The 19,754-nt window shown below is 58.0% G+C and carries 18 protein-coding genes; 5 read left to right on the top strand and 13 right to left on the bottom strand.

Annotated features, from left to right (window positions below; genetic code table 11):
- Entirely contained in the window at nt 1-1,626 is a 1,626-nt protein-coding gene (locus NP603_RS06535; RefSeq protein WP_256610114.1) for an ASKHA domain-containing protein, read from the bottom strand.
- Nucleotides 1,627-1,989: 363 nt separating this feature from the next.
- Here NP603_RS06535 and NP603_RS06530 point away from each other — a divergent pair, with 363 nt between their 5' ends.
- Together NP603_RS06530 and NP603_RS06525 are read left to right on the top strand one after the other, a co-directional pair.
- The gene (locus NP603_RS06530; RefSeq protein WP_256610113.1) at nt 1,990-3,270 is read left to right on the top strand and encodes an ATP-binding protein; all 1,281 of its coding nucleotides are present in this window, start codon (nt 1,990-1,992) and stop codon (nt 3,268-3,270) included.
- A gap of 96 nt (nt 3,271-3,366) precedes the next feature.
- Nucleotides 3,367-3,906 carry a response regulator gene (locus NP603_RS06525; RefSeq protein ID WP_256610112.1) on the top strand — a complete coding sequence of 180 codons (540 nt, stop codon included), beginning with the start codon at nt 3,367-3,369 and terminating at the stop codon, nt 3,904-3,906.
- Nucleotides 3,907-3,925: 19 nt separating this feature from the next.
- On the opposite strand, the gene nosR is transcribed toward NP603_RS06525, so the two are convergent.
- Both nosR and NP603_RS06515 read right to left on the bottom strand, forming a co-directional pair.
- Complete coding sequence (gene nosR, locus NP603_RS06520) at nt 3,926-5,230, bottom strand: response regulator c-di-GMP phosphodiesterase, NosR family (protein ID WP_256610111.1); 1,305 nt, start codon at nt 5,228-5,230, stop codon at nt 3,926-3,928.
- Entirely contained in the window at nt 5,227-7,026 is a 1,800-nt protein-coding gene (locus NP603_RS06515; RefSeq protein WP_256610110.1) for a bacteriohemerythrin, read from the bottom strand. The genes nosR and NP603_RS06515 overlap by 4 nt, the downstream gene beginning before the upstream one ends.
- A 101-nt stretch (nt 7,027-7,127) precedes the next feature.
- Here NP603_RS06515 and NP603_RS06510 point away from each other — a divergent pair, with 101 nt between their 5' ends.
- Complete coding sequence (locus tag NP603_RS06510) at nt 7,128-7,538, top strand: hypothetical protein (RefSeq protein ID WP_256610109.1); 411 nt, start codon at nt 7,128-7,130, stop codon at nt 7,536-7,538.
- Here the strand turns inward: NP603_RS06510 and NP603_RS06505 are convergent.
- A complete protein-coding gene (locus NP603_RS06505; protein ID WP_256610108.1) occupies nt 7,523-8,293 on the bottom strand; it encodes an ATP-binding protein in 771 nt (256 codons plus the stop codon). The two genes, NP603_RS06510 and NP603_RS06505, sit on opposite strands and share 16 nt — an antisense overlap.
- 647 nt (nt 8,294-8,940) lie before the next feature.
- On the opposite strand from NP603_RS06505, the gene NP603_RS06500 reads away from it, so the two are divergent.
- Complete coding sequence (locus tag NP603_RS06500) at nt 8,941-9,855, top strand: LysR substrate-binding domain-containing protein (RefSeq protein ID WP_256610107.1); 915 nt, start codon at nt 8,941-8,943, stop codon at nt 9,853-9,855.
- Nucleotides 9,856-9,875: 20 nt separating this feature from the next.
- On the opposite strand, the gene fae is transcribed toward NP603_RS06500, so the two are convergent.
- From fae to NP603_RS06455, 9 genes are all read right to left on the bottom strand, one after another.
- The gene (fae, locus tag NP603_RS06495; RefSeq protein ID WP_054761704.1) at nt 9,876-10,427 is read right to left on the bottom strand and encodes a formaldehyde-activating enzyme; all 552 of its coding nucleotides are present in this window, start codon (nt 10,425-10,427) and stop codon (nt 9,876-9,878) included.
- Nucleotides 10,428-10,571: 144 nt separating this feature from the next.
- The gene (gene cydX, locus NP603_RS06490) at nt 10,572-10,706 is read right to left on the bottom strand and encodes a cytochrome bd-I oxidase subunit CydX (RefSeq protein ID WP_140912511.1); all 135 of its coding nucleotides are present in this window, start codon (nt 10,704-10,706) and stop codon (nt 10,572-10,574) included.
- A 12-nt stretch (nt 10,707-10,718) separates the two neighbouring features.
- The gene (gene cydB / locus NP603_RS06485) at nt 10,719-11,858 is read right to left on the bottom strand and encodes a cytochrome d ubiquinol oxidase subunit II (RefSeq protein WP_256610106.1); all 1,140 of its coding nucleotides are present in this window, start codon (nt 11,856-11,858) and stop codon (nt 10,719-10,721) included.
- Nucleotides 11,859-11,873: 15 nt separating this feature from the next.
- Nucleotides 11,874-12,386 (bottom strand): aspartate carbamoyltransferase, encoded by a 513-nt coding sequence (locus NP603_RS06480; RefSeq protein WP_256610105.1) that lies wholly within the window; start codon nt 12,384-12,386, stop codon nt 11,874-11,876.
- Between the two features lie 10 nt (nt 12,387-12,396).
- Nucleotides 12,397-13,956, bottom strand: coding sequence for a cytochrome ubiquinol oxidase subunit I (locus NP603_RS06475; RefSeq protein ID WP_256610104.1), 1,560 nt, complete (start codon nt 13,954-13,956; stop codon nt 12,397-12,399).
- The gene (gene cydP, locus NP603_RS06470) at nt 13,946-14,179 is read right to left on the bottom strand and encodes a cytochrome oxidase putative small subunit CydP (RefSeq protein WP_256610103.1); all 234 of its coding nucleotides are present in this window, start codon (nt 14,177-14,179) and stop codon (nt 13,946-13,948) included. Before cydP ends, NP603_RS06475 begins: the two co-directional genes overlap by 11 nt.
- 83 nt (nt 14,180-14,262) lie before the next feature.
- Complete coding sequence (locus NP603_RS06465; RefSeq protein ID WP_256610102.1) at nt 14,263-16,143, bottom strand: multicopper oxidase family protein; 1,881 nt, start codon at nt 16,141-16,143, stop codon at nt 14,263-14,265.
- A 76-nt stretch (nt 16,144-16,219) separates the two neighbouring features.
- Nucleotides 16,220-17,161 carry a sulfite exporter TauE/SafE family protein gene (locus tag NP603_RS06460; protein ID WP_256610101.1) on the bottom strand — a complete coding sequence of 314 codons (942 nt, stop codon included), beginning with the start codon at nt 17,159-17,161 and terminating at the stop codon, nt 16,220-16,222.
- Between the two features lie 10 nt (nt 17,162-17,171).
- Nucleotides 17,172-17,861, bottom strand: coding sequence for an MBL fold metallo-hydrolase (locus tag NP603_RS06455; RefSeq protein WP_256610100.1), 690 nt, complete (start codon nt 17,859-17,861; stop codon nt 17,172-17,174).
- A 292-nt stretch (nt 17,862-18,153) separates the two neighbouring features.
- On the opposite strand from NP603_RS06455, the gene NP603_RS06450 reads away from it, so the two are divergent.
- The gene (locus NP603_RS06450; protein WP_256610099.1) at nt 18,154-19,506 is read left to right on the top strand and encodes a sigma-54 interaction domain-containing protein; all 1,353 of its coding nucleotides are present in this window, start codon (nt 18,154-18,156) and stop codon (nt 19,504-19,506) included.
- Nucleotides 19,507-19,754: the final 248 nt, after the last annotated feature.

The following is a 19,754-nucleotide window of genomic DNA, read 5'->3' as shown; positions in this document are numbered from 1 at the left end:
CTACTCCGTAACGCCGAAGGGTTGCAGGCGCAAGTGGTCGATGAAGCGGTTTTCGTACTCGACAACCCCACCGAGATTGACGACGCGGATCCGCTGAGCGATTCCGGTTGTAAATTTACCAGGGTCCGGCGCCAACAGCAGTCTTTCGCAACCGGTCAGACTGGCATCGGCCAACATCTGGAAACGTCCCCGGCTCAAGTCCGGCAGCAAGCCGAGGCGGATGGCGCTGGATACCTGCAAATGCCGACCGAAGCTGCCGCAGATCCAAAAGCTGTTCAGGCTCGCCAAATCGATCCCGGAAAACTTGGCTAATTGTGCCATGGCGGCCGCGGTCGAGGCTTTGGCGCGCTGAAAAATGTCGATGTCGCTCGCAAAAATCGCAGTACGCGGATTGTCCGGCTCTAAGCGCAAACCCGTTGCCGGTTGCGGCGCGGCGAAACGGCCGGACGGCTTTATCACACCGTCCGCCAGCAATAACGCGACCGCATCGATAAAGCCGCTGCCGCAGAAACCGCGGGCGGAAGCAGCGCCTATGGTCTGTAGCCGCAGAAAACCCTCGTCAAGCTCGACGCGTTGGATTGCCCCAGCCTCGGCGCCGATACCGTTACGGATGCCGACGCCTTCGAACGCCGGGCCACCCGGTACCGAAGTAGCCCATATCCGGCCGCCGTCCCACAACGCAATTTCGGTATTGGTACCGAAATCCGCCAGCATCGCCGGTGCGGGCAGTGCGGTGATGTCGGCGGCAATCAACGCGGCAAGCAGGTCCGACCCGACAAAGCCGGCTAGCGGCTGAACGATCTCGATGTCGGCATGCGGCATGCGCCAGTTGTCACGCCAGGCGGCGAGGTCGTCCGGGACGCAGGCAATCGACGCTTGCCAGTTCGCCGGATCGTAAAGGCTGTCGTCGCCGGCGCCGCAAATCAAACTCAGCATTGCGGTATTGCCGACGATCAACACTTTGCCGACTTGCTGCAGAATGGGGGTAATTTCGCCCAAATCGCGACTGAGGATGTCGCGAACGCCTTCGATAACAGCCTGGCGCGCCTCGCCGGCCAATATCAGGCTCTCTGCCGCGGCCAGGCGCTCGGCGTCCAGCCGGGTCAAGACGTCGGCGCCATGGGCAAGCTGGGGATTGACACCGATGCGACTGCCAATCCGGCGGCCGGTTTGCCGCTGCCACAGCGACAAACGAATGTGGGAGGTACCGAGATCGACGGCAACGCCGAAAGGATAGTCTCCCATGGCCGGATTGCCAGCGGCGTGCACGCGGCAGGCACTGTCCGGGCTTTTCCATGCCGAATCCGGTGCTGGATGTTCCAGGTACAGTTTGGCCGGGCCGCGCGGGTACAACTGGCAAGCCAGGCGCCGGCCCTGCGCCAGGTCTTCCGGCAATAATTTTTGCCGCTCGGCCAACGTGGGCGGATTGAATTCGCCTTCCAGAACCGTGATCAGGCAGGCGCCGCAGGTTCCCAAGCCGCCACAGGCGGCCCGAACCCGCAAATCGCCGGTATCCAGGGCGTGGCGCACGGAAGTGTGCGGATCGGCCGGCACCGTCCGCATCCGGTCGCCGCAAACGACGCTGACCAGAGGATCGGCTGCCGCCGACCGGTCATCGGCGTTCATTGCGCAACCGCAGGCATGCCGGCCGGTCGGGCATGCGGCCGCCGGGATAAGGTCTCGGCCGCGGCCGGACTTGCGTTAAAACCATTTGATTCGCCCCCTAAAACTATTTAAGCAGATAAATTGCCCATGGAATACAAGACCAACTCGTCGGAGCGGCGGCGCCAGCGCGGAGAAGGTATCGCGTCTGACACGGCTTTCATCAGAACATGCAATATTCCGACCGGCCAGGCCCGGTTGGCTTAACTCCGCGCGCAGCCTAAACTATCCGGATAATGACTCAATTTTAGCAATGCACCGAAAGGCCGCCCATTCCGATTCTTGGTAGCGGTGGCGTGCCGGATGCGCCGATTCAATTGGAAGCCAATGGATTCAGTCACACCCGACGAGCACCACCGTTCCACCATTTTGCTGGTGGACGACGAACCGATCAATCTATCGGTCTTCGGCGAGTTTCTTACGCGTTACTACCAAGTGTTGGTGGCTACCGGCGGCGAAAGCGCGCTGAAACTGGTCAACAGTCCGGCCAAACCGGATTTGATTCTGCTGGACGTCATGATGCCGGGTATGGATGGTTACCAAGTGCTGGCGGAATTGAAAGCCCGAGCCGATACCCGCGACATCCCGGTGATATTCGTCACGGCGCTGACCTCGGATTTGGAGGAAGAGCGCGGATTGGCACTCGGCGCGGTCGATTACATCTACAAGCCCTGCCATTTGTCGATTCTGCTGGCGCGCATTAGAACCCAACTCGAACTGAAAAAAGCCCGCGACTGGCTGCGCAACCAGAATGCGACTTTGGAAGCGGAAGTCGAACGCCGGCACAAGGAAAACCAGTGGGTACACATGCAGTTGTTGCAGTCGGAAAAGCTGGCCGCAATCGGCCAGTTGGCGGCCGGCATCGCCCATGAAATCAACAATCCGGTCGGTTTCGTCAATTCCAATCTGAACACCCTGTCCAGCTACCTGGCAGACCTGTTTTGCATTTTGGACGCCTATTCCGGCGCGTTGGCGGCCGGCGCCATCGCGGAACCGCCCCGCAACGAGTTGCAGACGCTGCTGGAAAAAAAACAAATGGCATATTTGCGCGAGGACATTCCGCAATTAATCGCCGAATCGCGGGAAGGCCTGGCGCGGGTGCGCGCTATCGTCCAGGATTTGAAGGATTTCGCCCACGCCGGCACCGATACGTTGGAATTGAGCGATCTGCACAAAGGTCTGGATTCGACGCTGAACATCATCTGCAACGAACTGAAATACCACTGCAAAATCGTCAAAGAGTACGGCGAGATTCCGCAGATCTATTGCCTGCCGTCGCAGTTGAACCAAGTGTTCATGAATTTGTTGATCAACGCCGGCCAAGCCATCGAAACCCAAGGGGTTATTACCGTGCGCACCGGTTGCCGGGAGAACGAGATCTGGGTTGAAATCGGCGACAACGGCAAAGGCATCGCCCCCGAGCATATCAGCCGTTTGTTCGAACCATTTTTCACGACGAAACCGGTCGGCAAGGGTACCGGCCTGGGCTTATCCATTTCGCGGAATATCGTCGCCAAGCACGGCGGCCGCATTGAAGTGGAAAGCGAGCCGGGCCAGGGCAGCCGGTTTCGGGTGTGCCTGCCGATCGCGCGCCCGCAACCCGTCTGACCCGGATACCGGCCGTTCGAGCATGGAAACTTGCACGCTGCGCGTTACGTGTCAGACTATCTCTCATTAACGACAGATTTCCGATGGCCGCCCGCTATGAATGCAAGTCCCGCTAAAATTTTGATCGTCGACGACGAACCCAACGTACTCAAAGCCCTCGCCCGCTTGCTGAAGGGCTATGACACGGTAACCGCGGAAAGTGCCGAGGAAGCGCTCTCGATTGCAGAGCAGCAGATGTTCGATCTGGTGATTTCCGACTACCGGATGCCGGGTATCAACGGTATCGACTTCCTGATCCTGTTCAAACGCTTGCAACCGGATGCAGTAAGGGTGGTATTGACCGGCTTTGCCGATCTGGAAGGCGCGCAGCATGCGATCAACGACGCCGAGGTATTCCGTTTCATCAACAAGCCCTGGAGCAATCTGGAGATCGCCCACGTCGTCGAAAGCGGCTTGGCCCATAAACGCATGCTGCTGGAAAACCGAGTGCTGGCAGACCAGGTGCGGGCCCAGCAAAAATTGCTGGCGGAAAAGGATGCGCTGATTCGCGCGCTGGAAGCCGAGGAACCGGGGATTACCAAAGTCAATTGGGCCGCAGACGGTTCGATTATTCTGGACGACACCGATCTGGAGTAATGCCGGCCGAGGACAGCCCTCAGTGTCCCTGCCCCAGCCTGACCCGCAACACCAGATTTTTGCCGTGCTTGCGCAGACCGAGTATGTCTTCGACGTGTTTGTCGGTCAGGATCTGGTCTTTCAGGTAAAGCACGTCGTTACACAACACTTCCGCGGCCTCCATGCCGGCTTGCAGCTGAGTCCAGGATATTTCGATCACCGGCCGCTCGTCGTTGCACTTAGTTTCTTCGAGTAAGGCCAGAAAAGTGTCGACCACCTGCGGATCGTAATTTGTGCCTCTTTTCGACAGTAGCCGGGTTTTGACCTGATCGGTGCTCATCGTACTGCCGGTGATACTGCCGTCGAGCATGGTCACGTATTCACGAATCACCGTTAAAATCCGGCTGCCTAGCGGTATTGCCGGACCCGAAAGCCCGGCCGGGTAGCCGGAACCGTCGTAGTATTCGTATTGGTGGCCCACCAACTCAGCGGCTTGGTGTAGCGGCTCGATTCCGGCCAGCAACTGGTAGCCTTCCTGGGCATGGTTCAAAAAGCGTTTGCGTTGCTGGCTGTTCATCGCAAAATGCGGCATGGTCAGCAGGCTATCCGGCAGACTCATTTTGCCGATTTGCAACAGCAATCCGGCGAACACCACGTTTCTGACTTCCGCCGGCGGCAAACCCAGGCGCTGTGCCACTTCCTTGGCATGTTCGGCGATGTATTTGGCGTGGCCGCTCTTGATGCCGGGGCGCATTTCGATGATCTTGGCGAAGGCTTTGACCGACTCGTTATATTGCCTTTTCAACGATTCGTTGGCCTGTTCGATCACGTGCAGCGACTTTTTCAATTGCTCGGTACGCTTTTCGACTTTTTCCTCGAGGCTGGAATTGAGTTCCTTCAATTCCAGGTTCTGGCGCTGGACGATATCGTACAGGCGCTGGCGTTCCTGGCGCAGGCGCTTTTGTTCCAGCGCGTTATTGACCAGAATTCTCAGCTCGTTGTCCTCCCAGGGCTTGCTGCAATAGCTGTAAATCCGGCCGTTGTTGACTGCGGCAATGGTCGATTCGATATCGGCATAGCCGGTCAGCAAAATCCGCACTGTGTCCGGATAATTTTCCGCAGCCCGGCTCAAAAATTCGGCACCATCCATCTGCGGCATGCGCATATCGGAAATGATCAAATCTATCGGCTGCGTTTGCAGGATATCCAGGCCGGAGGCACCGCTTTCGGCCAGATGTACGCTGTATTCCGCCGAACGGAACAAGCGTTTCAACGCTTTCAGCACGTTCGGTTCGTCATCGACGAACAGCAGTTGCGCGGGCGGGGCTTCGGTATTCTCGTTCATGGCAGTTTCGGCGCTAATGTGGCGGTAGGTAGCGGCAACAAAATTCGGAAAACCGTGCCTTGGCCCGGAACCGAATCGACCTGGATGTAGCCCTGATGGTCCTTGATGATTTTATACGATAGCGACAGACCCAGACCGGTGCCCTTGCCCACCGGCTTGGTCGTAAAAAACGGATCGAAGATCTTGGCTTTGACGTCTTCGCTCATGCCGCTGCCGGTATCGGCGATCTCGACAAATACCCAGTCGGCATCGCGATAGCCGGTGCTTATGGTAATTTTGCCGAAATCCGGAATGGCTTGGGCGGCGTTGACCAGTAGATTCATGAAGACCTGATTCAACTGGGCGCCGACGCAGGCAAAGGGCTTGATCCCGCCGTATTGCTTGACCACTTCCGCCTTGTACTTCAGCTCGTTGTTGACGATATTCAACGTGGCATCCAAGCCGGCTTCAAGATCGAACACGGCTTGTTCCTGTTTGTCGATCCGGGAAAAATCGCGTAAATCCTGGACGATATTTTTGGCGCGGGTGGCACCTTCCAGCGATTCTCTGACCAAGTCGGCCGCATCGGCTTTGATGAAGTCCAGGTCTACCCGATTTTTAAAGGCGCAGAACTCGGCGCCGGCCGGGTGGCCCGTCGGTAAACTTTCAGCCAAGCGCTCGGCCAGAGTGGCCGCGACTCCCAACTGGTCGATATATTCCTGCAAGGTATTCAAGTTGGAATAAATATAGCCGAGCGGGTTGTTGATTTCGTGAGCGACCCCTGCCGCCAATTGGCCGATCGACGCCATTTTCTCAGCCTGAACCAAATGCGCCTGCGCTTCCTGCAATTGCCGGTTGAGCTCGATTTGCTGGTTTTTCTCCGATTCCAGGGTTTGGTTGGCGGCGGTCAGTTCCCGGGTACGGGCGGCGACCTGTTCCTCCAGTTGCTGATTCAGCCTGGACAATGCGGCTTCGGCTTTTTTACGCAACGTGATGTCCATGCCGCAGCCCATCAAGCCGGCGAACTCGCCATTGCGGCGAATCCGGGGCGCCGCGGTTTCCAGGATCCAGGTGATCTTGCTTTCCGGACCGAGCAGGCGGTACTCGATCTTTAACTTGGTCTTTTCCCCGGCCGCTTTGCTGTACGCCACCATGACCAGCGCCCGGTCGTCGGGATGGATCACGCTCATCCAGCGCTGTTTTTCCAGTTCGTTACGCTGCAAGCCGAAGGTTTTAAACCAGAACCGGTTGCAAAATATCGGCATGTGCTTGGCGTTGGTGATCCAGATCAGCGCCGGCAAGTTGTCCGCCAAATCTTTGAATCGCTCCTCGCTTTCCCGCAACGCAGAATAAAGGTTGCTATGCAGCACGTCCAGATGTTCGTGGCGGTCGATTTCGATCTGAGCGGCGTCCACGCCCCTGTTCAAACTGATCGCCATCAGCTTGTCGGTCTTCAGAATATGGTGGCACAGCCAGTCGACCAAAAAATCCAGCAAGTCGCGGGAAACCGCAGAGCGGTCGCGCTCGGCCTCGAACTGCACCCGGCGGATTTTGTCGACGAATTCGCGGTGTTCTTCGCGGTGCTTGGCAAACAGTTCCGGGTTGAAACCGGCGGAAACCATCAATTCCTCTTCGTGCCGGAAGTGGTATGCGGTGTAATCCGCCAATTCGCCGACCGTGGCGACCAGGCCCTCGCCGTCGCCGCCCACAGCCACCAGCTCGTCCAGTTTATTGATCAGCTCCACCAAAGTCTGGTGCTGGCTGTCGACGCTATCGATGCCGACGAGTAACTGATCGTTCCAGGTCAAAATACTCATGTTCGAGATTCCGTAAGCGGATGGAAGGCCCGATATTACTCGCGCGTATGCTATGGCACAATGCCGACGCTAAGGAATGTTTTAAGGGCTAGGCCAACACCATGAAAATCCAAGCTTTCCAAGGTTTGCAAGCCTTGCTGGAATCTGCCTTTCCGAAACGCTGCCCAAGCTGCGGCTACGTTTATTCCGGGCCGGAGCAGTTTTTCAACGAAACCGGCGATATGCCCGGCGGGCGATCATCGTTGAAGTCTTTCGTCGACGACGACGGATTTGCCGTGGTCGAGGTATTTCGCAATTGCCGTTGCGGCTCCACTTTGATGGACGAATTCGTTTGCCGCCGGGATATGTCGGAACCCGGCAGCCGCAACCGCGAGGAATTTCAGCGACTGCTGCAGACCTTGACCGCACGCGGGATCGCTGACGAGACCGCCCGCGCCGAAATTTTGAAGTTCATGCTGGGCGCCCCCAACCGCTTGCGCTTGTGGCTGGAGGACGATCAAAACCCGGCCTGACCGTCGCTGACGCTGTTAAAAAACTGCTTGGCGGTACGGCCGTTTTTAGCAGCGCGCGTATGGGCAAAATCCAAAGCCGCCTTGTGCAACACCTCGCGATCGCCGCGGTAATCCGGGAAATAGCTGTCGACGATGTCCAGGTAGGTTTGGGTTTGCTGCGGATAAAACGCCAAGCGCAGGCCGAAGCGGTCCGACAGCGAGATTTTTTCTTCGACGGTATCGGAATAATGCACCTCGCCGTCGACCAGCAAGGTATCCAGGTTGTCCCGCATCTGTTCCGGCAACAAATGGCGCCGGTTCGAGGTCGCGTAAAACAGCACATTATCCGGCGGCAGTTCGATCGAGCCTTCCAACACGCTTTTTAGCGGCTTGTACAAGCCGTCGCCGGCCTCGAACGACAGATCGTCGCAGTAGATCAAGAAACGTTGCCGATGCTCGCGGATTTCGTCGACGATTTCGGGCAAATACAGCAGGTCGTGTTTGTCGACTTCGATCAAGCGCAAACCTTCGTGCATGTATTCGTTTAGCAGGGCTTTTACCAGCGAAGACTTGCCGGTACCGCGCGCGCCCCACAACAAAACGTTATTCGCCGGCAGACCGGCCAAAAAACGCAGCGTGTTCTCGACCAGTTGGCTCTTTTGCGATTCGATACCGAGCAACTGTTTCAGCCGGATCGGATCGATGTGCCGAACCGGCCGCAAATATTCCTGGCGCTGGCGCCAAATCGCCGCGTAAGTGTTGTTCCAATCGATCATGTTCGAATTCCGGTTAGATGATATAGCTGGATTGTATATTTTTTAGCCAATTTAACGCCAGTTTAGTTGCGACGGGCACTTAGCTTGGTTTTTAACGGCTTGCCAACAGACTTTTCCACAAGTTCTGTGAATAAACGAAAAATGCATGGGGATTTTTTCATGGACAACCGCAGCCAGCGGAAAAAATTGACCTAAAAAGGTCGGTTTCGGCAAAAATCCCGGCAATTGTATAAAAATTAAACAACCCAAAAATAAGGATAAATTACAATAGGTTGAATACAAACCCCAGCGATTGCCAACAGTTTTTTCCACAGATTATGTGAATATAAACCGAGTATTGTGCAAATCTGCGCAATTTGATCGGCTCGCCCCTCCATTCAGGTAGCAAATCGAATAAAAACCGGGGATTGCGCAAACTATATGCAACCAAAATTAATGATTTAATTACAAATATTTGCCTAAAAAACCCCACTGCTATCAACAACGATACGCACAGATTTTGTGAACAACCCTTTCCTGTGGACAACCAAGTCCGCCGCCGGCTAAAAATGACTGTAGTGCAAAGTCATTGCTGCCGGAGGCAAACCGCCGGCACGCTCCGGATTGCTTTAAAATGCCGACGAAGGGCGGCCGTACCTGGAGGAGTTATGAATCTGCGCGATTTGCACTATTTGATTGCCGTGGCCGATTTGCGCAGTTTCGTGCAGGCGGCCGACCGCTGCTGCATCAGCCAGCCGACGTTGAGTACCCAGATCAAGAAACTGGAGGACGAACTGGGGATACAGTTGTTCGAGCGCACCAATAAAAAAGTGCTGCCGACCGAGTTGGGCGAGCGCATCATCGCCTCGGCCAGACGAATTCTGAAAGAACAGGCGATTATCAAGGAACTGGCCGCTACGGCGCAGGATCCTCTAGCCGGCAATCTGCGCTTAGGCGCGTTCCCCACCGTGGCTTCCTACCTGTTTCCGCAACTGGTGCCGCTGATCAAACAGGCCTTGCCGCGGATTCGGCTGATCCTGGTGGAGGAGAAAACCGAGCAGTTGATACAGCAACTCAAAAGCGGGCAGATGGACTGCGCGCTGTTGGCGCTACCGGTTTACGAAGATTTTCTGGAGAGCAAGGCTGTGTTCGACGACGAATTTTTGCTGGCGGTGGCCGATAGCCATCCGCTGGCCTTCAACAGCGTGGTCGAACAATCCGATTTGCAAGGCGAGCATTTGCTGTTGTTGGACGAGGGGCATTGCCTGCGCGGCCATGCCTTGCAAGTTTGCCAAACCGTCGGCGCCGACGAAGAGCAGGACGTCCGCGCCACCAGCCTGGAAACGCTGCGGCAAATGGTACATGCCGGCACCGGCGTTACCTTCATCCCGCAGGTCGCGGTGCGCCACGAGCCGGGCATCCGTTACATCCCGTTTGCGGCTCCGGCCCCCAGCCGCACCATAGGCCTGGTGTGGCGCAAAACCAGTGCCCGCGGCGAGTTGATTCGACAACTGAGCGGGCTGGTCGAGAAGGCTGCGATAGTCGACCGCGCCGGCCAGATCGACGCGACCGCTGCGACCTGACTTCGGCCGGTGCTAGCCGGTTACCACTGCGACTCGCCGGTTTCCGGATCGTACATTTCGTGGAAGATTTTGTGGCGGTTGGCGATCAATTCGTCGATGCTGGGCGAGTTGCTCATCGCCCTGGAGATCGCCAATTTCATCGCTTCGTAGTTGGTGCGGTACAGGTCCTTGCGGTCCAGATTCGGGTTGTCGGCGCAAGACGGATCGATCCAGATCATCGCGATGATGCACAATTCATTGGCTTGCAGCCGCGGAATCACGCCGTCGGCGACGCTGTCGATCACTGCATCGGCTACGGCCGATTGTACCGGGCCGCCCAACAGGTTGACGTAGGCCGACGATTTGATCGTGACTTTCGGCACCATGATCGTGGCCGGGCGCACTTGCTGGTTGGTGGCGCGAATCGCGAACATCCGGGTATGGCCCGCGGTTTGGCCCATCAGATTGGCAAAAGCGTGGCCGGCCGGACCTTTGACGTCGCCGATCAGGATTTCCGGCATGGCGTCGGTGCCTTGACCCTCGCTGGAAAATACGGTGGCTTCGCCGGTTCTAAACCAAAATGAATCTGACATGGGGAATCCTCGGAATCAGTTAACAGAGCCGGCATTCTATGTCTCCGCCTCCCCCGCGGCAATAGGCAGGCGGAGCCTGCTGCCCGGTACAACCTACATGGGTAATGAAATTGTGAAGCGCGGACAGCGCGCCTCTCATCCGGATTACTTGCGCAGACTGTCGCACGACTGGTCGATGCCGTGGTTATCGATATCGCATACCGATTCCAGCCACATGGCGTTGATGATGCCGAATGCGGCGGCGAAGCCGACGCCTAAAATCCACGCGAAATACCACATGGTTCATTCTCCTCAGTACAGGGTTTGCGAATCTTGCAATACGGTCTGTTCGGTGACGCTGCCCCAGATCACCCGGTAAACGAAACGGGTGTAGAGCAGCACGATCGGCAGGAACACCACGGTGATCCAGAACGCCAACAACAGCGTGGTATGGCTGGAACTGGCATCCCACAAAGTCAGGCTGGAGCGCGGATCGGTTTTGGAGATCAGCAAAAACGGGAACAGACCGAAGCCGACCGTCAAACCGATGCCGGCAATACCCAGCGCGCTGGACCAGAACGCCGCCATCCGCGCTGCGCCGGCGCCGAGTTTCCACGCCAAAAAGATGCCGCCGAAACCGGCTGCCGGCGCCAGCCACATCCAGGCGTGGGTTTGAAAATGCTGCAACCAACCGGCGCCGTGAGCGATAACGGTTTTGTTCATCGGATTGGAAGGCGCATCGGCCGCGGCCATTTGCGTGATTTCCGGCCGGTCTATCGCCAAAAACACCCAGGCGGTGATCACGGCCAATGCCGTCAGCAGCAGAGGACCCAACGCCGCAACGGTGGCCGTCGCCCGTTGGTGGATCGTGCCTTCGCTACGCCATTTCAGAAACAACGCACCATGGAACAGCGTCAACAGTAAGCCGGCAAAACCGCACAGCAACGCAAACGGATTCAGCAGGGCAAAAAACGAACCGTCGTAAAACGGCCGCAGATCTTGATCCAGATGGAACGGCAAGCCCAGCAACAGATTGCCGACCAGCACGCCGAGCAGAATCGGCGGCAGCGTACCGCCCAGAAACAGACACCAATCCCAGGCGTTGCGCCAGCGCGGATCTTCGATCTTGCTGCGGTAATCGAACCCGGCCGGGCGAAAGAACAACGCGAATAACACCAATAGCATCGCTACGTATAGGCCGGAAAACAGCGTGGCGTAGACCGCCGGCCAGATCGCGAACACGGCGCCGCCGAGCAGCACCAGCCACACCTGGTTGCCTTCCCAGGTGGCGCCGACGGTATTGATCACTACCCGGCGTTCGAGGTCGGTCTTGCCGATGAACGGCAACAGCGCGCTGACGCCGAAATCGAAGCCTTCGGTCACCGCAAAAGCGATGGCGACGACACCGATGAACACCCACCAGATCAAACGAATCGTTTCATAATCGAACATGGTTTACTCCGGAAATTATTGGCGCGGGTGGTCGTGATGCTGGACATGGCCGCCCGGCATGGCATGGCGGGCGTGGTCGCTGAGCTGGGCCTCGAAATACGCATGTATCGCCTCGACCAGGGCCGGATCGGCGGTTTGGTATTCGATTTCGGCGCCGTTCGGCAATTCGCGGTATTGGTACACCACCTGCCCGGCCGCCGCGCTCAAGGCCTGCACGCCGGGCATGTCGTCGCCGTGGATTCGGCGCGGCCCGGAAAAATCGCCGCGGCCGAAACCCGCCGCCAAATGAATCAAATGCTGGCGAATCAGTCCGATTTGCTCGGCATCGCCGGCATTTTTCGCCAGCACTTGCTGCACGCCGCCGCTCGGCGATGGGGTAAACACGTGCAGGGTTTTGTCCAACGCAAACGGCATCACCTGGCTGCCGCGTTGCTCCACTTGATCCAGCCGGGCCGGATCGACCGGCGGAATGGCCAGGGCGACGTTAGCCAACGCCGCCAGCGCTATGGTCGATACGATGTTTTTCACGACTTCCTCCTTAATGGGCCAGCGCCGCAGATTGTTCGAAATAATAGCGGCCGGTATGCAAACTGCTAGGCCCCAAGCGAACATACTTCAGCATCAAATACATCTCGATGATGAGCAGCACGGTGTAGAACATGGCAAAGCCGCCGATACTGAACCAAAGCTGGTCCGCACTCAGACTCGACACGCTCATGTGGGTCGGCAAGACGCCGGAGATGGTCCAGGGCTGGCGGCCGTATTCGGCGACGAACCAGCCGGTTTCGGCGGCGATCCACGGCAACGGAATGCACCATACCGCCATCCGCATCAGCCAACGCTTCTGGTCCGCAACGCGGGTGGCGCAGTAGTAGAAGCTCATGGCAAAGATGAACAGCAGCGTGAAGCCGCAGGCGACCATGATGCGGAAGGTCCAGAACAGCGGCGCCACCTGGGGAATCGTGTCGTTGGCGGCTTGTTGGATCATCGCGGCGTCGGCATCGATCACCCGACCGGTGTATTTCTTCAGTAGCAGGCCGTAACCGAGATCGGCTTTATGCGCCTCGAAGGCCGGCTTGGCGCTCAAATCGCCGGCGCGCAGTTTCTGCAACTCGCCGTAGGCAATCATGCCGCTTTTGATGCGCTCGGCGCTTTCCTTGCGCAAATCCTTCAAGCCTTTGACATCCTCGTCGATCGAGCGAGTCGCGATCAGGCCCAGTACATACGGGATTTTGATCGCAAAATCGGTGCGCTCGTTTTCCTGGTCCGGAAAGCCGAACACGGTGAAGCTGGCCGGCGCCGGATGGGTTTCCCATTCCGATTCGATCGCCGCCAACTTGATTTTTTGGGTTTCGCCGGAGGTATAACCGCTCTCGTCGCCGAGTACGAGTACCGACAACACCGATGCCAGCCCAAAGGCCGAGGCAATCGAGAACGAGCGGCGGGCGAAGCCGATGTCGCGTTGGTTCAGCAAATACCAGGAACTGATGCCGAGCACGAACATCGAGCCGGTGACATAACCGGCGGCGACGGTATGCACGAATTTGACCTGCGCGACCGGGTTGAAGAACACGTCGGCGAAGCTGGCCATCTCCATGCGTAAGGTTTCGTAATTGAATTCGGCGCCGACCGGATGCTGCATCCAGCCGTTGGCGATCAGAATCCACAGCGCCGACAGGCTGGTGCCGACCGCCAACAGCCAGGTCACCATTAAATGCTGCACCTTGCTCAATCGGTCCCAGCCGAAGAAGAACAAACCGACGAAGGTCGATTCCAGAAAGAACGCCATCCAACCCTCGCTGGCCAGCAGCGGACCGAAAATGTCGCCGACATAGTGCGAGTAATAAGCCCAGTTGGTACCGAACTGGAATTCCAGCGTCAGGCCGGTAGTGACGCCCATCGCGAAATTGATGCCGAACAATTTGCCCCAGAATTTGACCATGTCCTTATAGACTGCTTTACCGGTCATCACGTAAACCGATTCCATGATGCCGAGAATAAAGGTCATGCCCAGCGTCAGCGGCACGAACAGAAAGTGGTACAGCGCGGTCAGGCCGAACTGCATCCGCGAGAGCATGACAATATCGTCACCGAACATGGTCGGACTCCTTTACGGGTTGTGAAGAAAATGGCTGTGCCGCCGCGGGTAAAGCCAGGTGCGCGGCGATATCGGGTTTGCCGGCCGGACGGTGCTGCCAGCGAAAAATCAAAAACCACAGACCGACCAACAGGAGCAATTTGATGCCCAGTGCGGCGCCGATTTCCCAGCGCAACGCGCTTGTTTTCGGCAAAAGCGGACGGTCTGGGCTAGCGTCGTTCATGACGGCCTCCTGGGGGGCGATTGGTCGCGGATAGGCGGCAGAAACCGGCCGGGCCGGATCTCTACCGCCGAACGGGCTTGCAGCTACTCGACTGAAAAGTCGCGCATCATGCCCATGTCTTCGTGTTCCAGATTATGGCAGTGGTACATGAACAAGCCTTTGAAATCCTGGAACGGCTTGATGATGCGTACCCGCTCGCCAGGCATGACCAACACAGTATCCTTCCAGCCGCCTTCGATGAAACCGTCTTTGACCGTGGCGTAACCGTCGCCCTCGCCCGTGCCAACGGTGCGGCTCAATATCTGAAAATATTGGCCGTGCAGATGGATAGGATGCGCCATCGACATCATCATGCCCATGTTGCCACCCATGCCCATACCACCCATGCCGCCCATCTGGTGGTCGCCGCCTTTAGCTTCGCCACCATGGTCCATACCTCGCATCATGCCCATTTTATGGCCGCCCTCGTTCTGGCCGCCGCCGTGGTTCATGTCGCCCATACCCATACCGCCCATGCGCCGGCCGCCGGCTTCGCCCTGGTTGCCGTGGCGCATGCCTTGCGGTTTGCCCGACTCGGCACCGTGTTCGCTGCCGGCTTTATCGCCATGGCCGCCGCTACCGCCGTGAGCGTGAAATATTTCCATCAGTTGCACGGTATTGAACGGAATCCGTTCGCTGGGCAGGATGTCGTTATAGGCGTAGGGCCGGCCGTTCAACACCATTCGCATCGGCCCTTCGGAGATGCCGATCGGCACCGGTTTAGCGGGATTGGCGGTGTCGTGCAGCGTGTAACGTTTGATTTGCGCCAGACTGTCGGGCAATTTCGGGCTGTCGCCGACTGAGCGCGTTACTTTGACCGTGAAAATCGGATAGTCGCTTCCCATCGGCAAGGCATTGGCGTGCATCCCCATGCCGCGGCCGCCACCGTGTTCGCCGCCGCCCATACCGCCCATCATCCGCTCGGCCATTTTCGGCAACGCCCCGGAGAAAGAACGGCTGCGCAGTACCAGTTGCGAGCCGACTTTACGCCCGCTGAAATCCGCCCAGATATCCAGACGTTCGCCGGGGGCCAACATCACGTAGGGTTTGTTGACGGGCACTTCCAACAAGCCGCCATCGGTGCCGATGACGGTCAGCGGGGTATTGTCGTCCCAGGCCAGCTTGTAAATGCGCGCCGTTGAGCCGTTGAGGACGCGGAAACGGTAAGCCCGACTGGCAACGTCGAGCTGAAAATCGGATTTGCCGTTGACCAGGATACGGTCGCCGTAGAATCCCATCATCCGGTCGTGCATGCCGTGCACGTATTGCAATTGGTTGTTGGCGTTGAAGCGGCGGTCCTGGATCACGATCGGCACTTCATATTCGCCACCCGGCAGCTCCAGCCGCCGCTCTTCGGCGTCATTGACCAGTATCGCCCCGGCCAGACCGTGGTAAACCTGCTTGGCGGTAATATTGTGCGGATGCGGGTGGTAGATGTTCATGCTGGCCCGGTTCAGCATCTCGAATTCGTAGACGAAGCTCTGGCCTTTGTCGATCGCGTACAGCGGATGGCCGTCCATTGCCGCCGGCACGTGCAAGCCGTGCCAATGGGTGATGGTCGGCTCGTCGAGCTGATTGTGCAGGTTGATGCGGATTTTCTGGCCTGTTTCGAAGCGCATCAGCGGCCCGAGGTAAGAGCCTGGGATTTCAGTCAGAGTATTGGCCGGACCTTTCAGCAACTTGGCGAAATAGCGCTGCAGGCGCGTGGCCTGACCGGGCAGAATCTGCACATCCGCGGGTCGGCAGAACAAATCCAGCTCGACATCGGGATGAAAGTTCGGTGATGCCTTGAACGGCGCCATTTTCGGCATCTCGCCCATGTTCTCCATCGCCCGCAACCAGCCGGGCATGCTGGCGTAAGCCAACAAACCCACTCCGGTTTGGGCAAAGAATTGCCGCCGCGATTTATTGAATCGATTGGACATGTCCCCCTCCTCGTACATTTTTATAGTTATTGCCACCCTGAGCGGATAGCGGTCAGGAAATCAACGTTCCCAAATATTAGGTTAGACTAATTTTCGACTTGGTTTGCCGTGCCGCATCGTCAACATCCTGGCGGATGCGATGGATGCGCCGGCCTATCCAGGCCAGTAAAGCAGCCGCAACGAGCCCACCCCAAATCCGCTTCTCGGCGATGATCTCGTCCAATTGCACAGTGGATACCGCGAACCACACCTCGCCGTTCACCGCCTGCGACAGCACGTAAACGGCCACCAGAGCGACAAACCAGCCGAAGCAGCGCCGCAGCAAAGCCGCGCTGAGAAAACTCGAAAGCCAGGCGCCCACGCCGCTACCGGCCACTGCGCCTGCCGTCACCACGGCCGTCAATGGCAAATCCAGTTCGGCATGGTGGATATAACCGCTGAATCCAGCCACGGCATTCATTACGATCACCAGTAACGAGGTACCGATCGCCGCCGGCATCGGCAGGCCTACCCAAAGCGTCAAGGCCGGTACGATCAGAAAGCCGCCGCCGACGCCGACCAAACCGGTCAAGCCGCCGACCAACGCGCCGTCGAACAACAGCCGCGACACCGGCGTCCGCAATGGGCACATCGGCAACGGCTGCAGGCCGGGGGCCGGCTCCGCCGCCACTTTTTTGAAGATCATGGCCAAACCGGTGATCAATGTGACCAGGCCGAACAACACCATCAGCCAGTCTCCCGAGATGTGGCCGGCCAGACGCCCGCCGCCGAATGCGCCGCCCATGCCGGCGATGCCGAACACGACGGCGCTTTTCCAGCAGACGTGGCCGCGCCGGGCATGCGGAATCAGAGCCATCAGACTGGATATGCCGACCACGACGAAAGACGTGGCGATTGCGGTCTTCGGCGCCACCTGCAACACATACACCAACATCGGCACGGTCAGGATAGAGCCGCCGCCGCCCAACAAGCCGAGCAGTAAGCCGATTCCTATCGCCAAACCCAGAGCGGTCAGCATCTCAGCGCTCCTAACTCAACGAACCGCACGACTGGTTGGCCGGCAAGGCCTGGTCGATGAATTTCGGATAGGCTAGTTTCAATTCGCTCATGATGGCGATGAACTCGTCGCGGCTCTTGCCGCCGCCCAAGCGCGGATTTTTCGCCATTTCCTGTTTGATGGTGGAAACGGTATTGCCGTTGTAATCGTGTCCGGGATAAACCAGAGTATCGGGCGGCAACGTAAACAGTTTGCCGGTGATGCTGTCGTAGAGTTGGCCGGCATCGCCTTGTTGAAAATCGGTCCGGCCGCTGCCGCCGATCAGCAAGGCGTCGCCGGTAAACACCCGGTCCGCCATCACGTAACTGACGCAGCCGTTGGTATGGCCGGGCGTATGCCGGACTTCGAGCTGCAGGTCGCCGACCTGCAACGGCACGCCGTCCGTCACCAGCAAGTCGGCGCACATTGCGCCGGCGTCGCGGTGCACCACGCTTTTGCTGCCGACCTTTTCCCGCAGCAAGCCGGAACCGGTAATGTGGTCGGCGTGAACGTGGGTTTCCAGGGTATAGACCAGTTTTAAATCCAGGCTTTGCAACAGTTCCAGGTACAGCGGCAATTCCGACGCCACCGGATCGATCAGGCAGGCGCGGCGGGTCCGCTCGCAACCGAGAAAGTAGCTGTAAGTGGAGGTTTCGGTTTCGAAGAGTTGTCTGAAAATCATGACCTGCTCCGTTTATCGCAAAATAAGAATAAGTTAATGTTTCTATATCAAGACTCATGCCAGTTTCACCATGCCGGTTCGCAAACCGCCAGCGCGACGCTCAGGCCGCAGCGGCAGGAGCCACCAGAGCTAGACATTTGTTTTGACTAAAAAATCTCGCGTGGTTGTCTCCGACTGCCGGTAACCGATCCAATCCGGCGCCGGCTGGTCACTGGCGTTGCGTTTCAAAATGAAACACTGAAACAGCAGTGATACACTTGAAACAAAACTTGAAACATCGCGGAGTAAACGTATGGCCTTTTCCTCGCCGCAGCTGAAACGCTGGCTTGGGCAAATCGGTGCCGATCAAGTGTTGGAAGTGATGACCGATTCATTCGAAACCGGCGCGGTGTTCATCGTCGACGCCAATAGCGACATCCTGTTGTGGAGCAAGGGCGCCGAGCAACTGCTCGGCTTGAGCGCCGCCAGTGCGGTAGGCAAACCCTGCAAAACGGCTTTGAATTGCGACAACGGCAACGATCCTTGCAATCTGGCCCAACTCGGCATCGTCAAAGCGCAAGCGGTCCGCGTCCGCCTTCCGGATGGGCGGACGCTGGATTGCTACAGGACCGCCAAAGCCTTTTACGACAACGCCGGCAACTTCGCCGGCGCGATCGAATATCTGCAGCCACAACATCAAGCCGCGGGATTGCCGCAGCCGACGGGGGAAACCTTCCACGGCATTCTGACCCGCGATCCGAAAATGCTGGAAGCGATCCAAATCATCCGCAACGTCGCAGCAACCGAAGCCACTGTATTGATCCGCGGCGAATCCGGTACCGGCAAGGAAATGGTGGCACACGCGCTGCATCTGGAAAGTCCGCGCCACTACCGGCCGTTTCTGGCGATCAATTGCGCGGCGCTGACCCCGAGCCTGCTGGAAAGCGAACTGTTCGGCCACGTCAAGGGCGCCTTTACCGGGGCGGTGCGCAACCACGCCGGGCTGTTTCAGCGCGCCAACGGCGGCACCCTGTTTCTGGACGAAATTGCCGAGCTGCCGCTGGAGTTGCAAGCCAAGTTGCTGCGGGTGTTGCAGGAACGCAATTTCATTCCGGTCGGCGGCGACCACCCGGTCAGCGTCGATGTCCGCATCATCGCTGCCACCCACCGCTCGTTGCGGGAAGAAGTCAAGGCCGGCCGTTTCCGCGAGGATTTAATGTATCGGCTGCGAGTGGTGCCGATCTTTCTGCCGCCGTTGCGCGAACGCCGCCTCGATATCGGCCTGCTGTTACAGCACCTGATCAATCGGCACAATCTGCAGGGACATCGCTTCGTAGACCGTATCGCTCCGGAAGCAATGCGCTTGTTGCTGGATTACGATTGGCCCGGCAATGTCAGAGAATTGAATAACGTCGTCGAATACGCCTATGCGGTCGGTCGCGGCGGCGAGTTGAGTATCGCCGATCTGCCGCCGGAATTCCGCGAACCGGTCCGTCCGCCGATGCCGCAACCGACCCAACCGCTATCGCGACCGAAACCGGCCGCCGAAGAGGCGCTGATCCGAGAAGCCTTGGAAATCGGCGCCGGCAATCTGGAACAAGCGGCGCGCTATGCCGGCATGAGCCGCGCCACTTTCTGGCGCAAACGCAAAAAATACGGTATCTGAGTTGCAAGCCTACGCGGCAGTGGAGACGTAAGGCGAATGTTTGGCGCGTCAACGCGCTGTGGTATAGTCGGCCGGCCACACTGCCCATATGGGCAATATTGCCTAGTCGATTGGGTGGGTATAGTGCGGAACAGCTTGAATTCGTTGGCATTCCGATGTCGACTCGAGCTGCGGCGCCGCCAAAGCGGCGCATGGCGCAAATGCAGGGAGATTCGGCCGGATGGGCGATCAAGCACTTGCAATGTATA

Origin of the sequence: Methylomonas aurea (assembly GCF_024505045.1) — a bacterium.
In the GTDB taxonomy this organism is placed as follows: Bacteria; Pseudomonadota; Gammaproteobacteria; order Methylococcales; family Methylomonadaceae; genus Methylomonas; species Methylomonas aurea.
The sequence above is the reverse complement of the archived record's forward strand: the minus strand, read 5'-3'. Positions and strand labels throughout refer to the sequence as shown.

Coding starts and splice junctions, on each gene's coding strand:
- NP603_RS06450 (WP_256610099.1), top strand. CDS start 18,154: ATGGCCTTTTCCTCGCCGCAGCTGAAACGCTGGCTTGGGCAAATCGGT.
- NP603_RS06535 (WP_256610114.1), bottom strand. CDS start 1,626: ATGAACGCCGATGACCGGTCGGCGGCAGCCGATCCTCTGGTCAGCGTC.
- NP603_RS06475 (WP_256610104.1), bottom strand. CDS start 13,956: ATGTTCGGTGACGATATTGTCATGCTCTCGCGGATGCAGTTCGGCCTG.
- NP603_RS06460 (WP_256610101.1), bottom strand. CDS start 17,161: ATGCTGACCGCTCTGGGTTTGGCGATAGGAATCGGCTTACTGCTCGGC.
- NP603_RS06515 (WP_256610110.1), bottom strand. CDS start 7,026: ATGAGTATTTTGACCTGGAACGATCAGTTACTCGTCGGCATCGATAGC.
- cydX (WP_140912511.1), bottom strand. CDS start 10,706: ATGTGGTATTTCGCGTGGATTTTAGGCGTCGGCTTCGCCGCCGCATTC.
- NP603_RS06500 (WP_256610107.1), top strand. CDS start 8,941: ATGAATCTGCGCGATTTGCACTATTTGATTGCCGTGGCCGATTTGCGC.
- NP603_RS06505 (WP_256610108.1), bottom strand. CDS start 8,293: ATGATCGATTGGAACAACACTTACGCGGCGATTTGGCGCCAGCGCCAG.
- nosR (WP_256610111.1), bottom strand. CDS start 5,230: ATGAACGAGAATACCGAAGCCCCGCCCGCGCAACTGCTGTTCGTCGAT.
- NP603_RS06530 (WP_256610113.1), top strand. CDS start 1,990: ATGGATTCAGTCACACCCGACGAGCACCACCGTTCCACCATTTTGCTG.
- fae (WP_054761704.1), bottom strand. CDS start 10,427: ATGTCAGATTCATTTTGGTTTAGAACCGGCGAAGCCACCGTATTTTCC.
- cydB (WP_256610106.1), bottom strand. CDS start 11,858: ATGTTCGATTATGAAACGATTCGTTTGATCTGGTGGGTGTTCATCGGT.
- cydP (WP_256610103.1), bottom strand. CDS start 14,179: ATGAACGACGCTAGCCCAGACCGTCCGCTTTTGCCGAAAACAAGCGCG.
- NP603_RS06510 (WP_256610109.1), top strand. CDS start 7,128: ATGAAAATCCAAGCTTTCCAAGGTTTGCAAGCCTTGCTGGAATCTGCC.
- NP603_RS06525 (WP_256610112.1), top strand. CDS start 3,367: ATGAATGCAAGTCCCGCTAAAATTTTGATCGTCGACGACGAACCCAAC.
- NP603_RS06465 (WP_256610102.1), bottom strand. CDS start 16,143: ATGTCCAATCGATTCAATAAATCGCGGCGGCAATTCTTTGCCCAAACC.
- NP603_RS06455 (WP_256610100.1), bottom strand. CDS start 17,861: ATGATTTTCAGACAACTCTTCGAAACCGAAACCTCCACTTACAGCTAC.